Source organism: Bradyrhizobium sp. Kon58 (genome assembly GCF_055807455.1).
This window is the reverse complement of sequence record NZ_JBVVOT010000158.1, coordinates 1-438: the sequence shown is the minus strand read 5'-3', so window position 1 is coordinate 438 and position 438 is coordinate 1. Positions and strand designations below refer to the sequence as shown.

The window sequence follows — 438 nt, the reverse complement described above, 5'->3', positions numbered from 1 at the left end:
ATTCAACACGAGAAACCTGATATTTGATAAATCTTTGCTGCACAAAGAGGCCGCCAACGAACTGGGCCTGATACACACAACGCACATGGACTCGCCAATATTCAACCCGGCACATTTCAATACCACACCAGACTTCGGCAGGGCGCGGCTGATCAAAGGCATTGAAGTGGCTGACAACCTCAGCCCGCGTTACGCGGCAGTCGTTGATAACCTGGAAGGCTATTTGGAGGCTCAGCAAAAAACTATTGAACGGCTGACAGGGCCTGGTCTGCCCCTGAATCAGAGCGACCTCACCGCTGGAACGTTGAAGTCCTTTCTAGACGCTAAACGAAGAGCCGTTAACACCGTCATTGAACAGACCAAGGTACTGAAGTCGTTACTGGACGATGAACTGGAAAGGATGTTGGGCCACTTGGAAACACTTCCGGTGGAAAAAGC

1 protein-coding gene is annotated in these 438 nt (G+C 50.9%); it reads left to right on the top strand.

From position 1 onward, the window contains the following. On the top strand, positions 1 to 438 hold a 438-nt coding region (locus AC0L20_RS39930), incomplete at both ends, for a hypothetical protein (RefSeq protein WP_473295655.1).